This window comes from Bathymodiolus platifrons methanotrophic gill symbiont (assembly GCF_002189065.1).
Lineage (GTDB): Bacteria > Pseudomonadota > Gammaproteobacteria > Methylococcales > Methylomonadaceae > Methyloprofundus.
Window position 1 is genome coordinate 1 of sequence record NZ_BDMN01000280.1, and the last position, 1,450, is coordinate 1,450.

The following is a 1,450-nucleotide window of genomic DNA, read 5'->3' on the forward strand; positions in this document are numbered from 1 at the left end:
GCCATAATTCGTTCACCTACGCAGCGGATGGGAGATGCCCTGAACGCCCTGCGTCCGCAACGACTACGCACAAAAGCCGCTTCGTCATTACTACCTCACTGGCTGGACGGCTATTCGGAATGCAATTCTTGCTCCTCTCGCGTGCTGCTAGCACACGTCGAATCAGCGAATTGCCCTGTCGCCTATCAGGGACTAAAAATCACCACTTCGCTAAGCTCCGTTTCCATGATTTTCAGCGGCGGCATGGCTTTCATCAAGGATTTAACCAGCCCCCTATGCACGCCATTACAGCCAAAATCACCGAGAGACAGCGCCCTGGAAAAGCTATAAAACTGCTGCATCCGGTTTTCACATAAGGCGGCAAAACGTGCCGATTTTTTAGTGTTTTTTAACGATTCTGTAATAGCCAAAGAGGCCACCGCCGCATTATAAAATGCATTCTGCACCCCATGGGAAAAAATGGGATCTACAAAGCCCGCCGCATCACCGATGCAATAATAATTCTCTGTACAGGTCTGGTTTGCATAATAGGAATAATCAGGGCGATATTGTAAGGAGTTTGCTATAAACTCTGCATCTCTTAATAGGTCCTTCAAGTAGGGTATCTGTGCACAACTCTGCTTAAAATACGCTTCACGCTGGGCCTTATTCATTCCCGTTAATTTATCGGTATGAACAATCAGACCCACACTGGTTTTTTCGCGCAGGATAATATGCCACAACCAGCCATCATCATGGGACATCACAAAGGTAACCGGAGCCATTGTCTTCAGTTCGGTGTTGGCATGACTCTGACGATCCACGCCAACATAGCACGAGTTCTTAAAGTAGCCCCAAAGAGACAAAAAATTCATTTCTGAGCTAATCGTTTGCCGTGTTTCTAGCTGATGTGCTAACAAAGAACTATGACCACTAGCATCAATAACATACTGGCACTGGATCATTCCTTGCTGATTTGCATCACCACGGGTATCAGTATAAGCAACTACTGGCTCAGAACTGGATAAATCAACCTTTTTAACCACTACCTGATTAAAAACCTGTGCACCCTGCTCTGCTGAAAAATCCAGCAAGAGCTGATCAAAAATATCTCGCTCTATATGCAGACCTGGCCGAGTATAACCATAGTCAGAAAATAGTATCTGGTGAATTTTATTATTCCAGACGGTAATACCGCCGGCTTTACTAAGAAAACCCTGTTGCTGAATTTTTGCTGTTACACCCAGCTGATCAGTAAATTTCCAGAAATGTGGAATCAGACTTTCACCCACCTGATTACGCGGAAACCTTGCGCGTTCCAGCAATACTACATCTACTCCATTTTTTGCCAAATGCGTTGCTGCACTACTGCCAGCCGGCCCACCACCAATTACTAGTACGGTACATTTTTTAGGTATAGCTTCAGTCATTATTATAACTGAAGTTTCCCAATTATTGAGTAGCTGAAATA

1 protein-coding gene is annotated in these 1,450 nt (G+C 44.9%); it reads right to left on the bottom strand.

Annotated elements, in window-relative coordinates:
* Positions 1-185: 185 nt before the first annotated feature.
* Positions 186-1,450, bottom strand: a 1,265-nt coding sequence (locus CDZ78_RS15095) for an NAD(P)/FAD-dependent oxidoreductase (RefSeq protein ID WP_244559267.1), incomplete at its 5' end; no start/stop codon positions are given.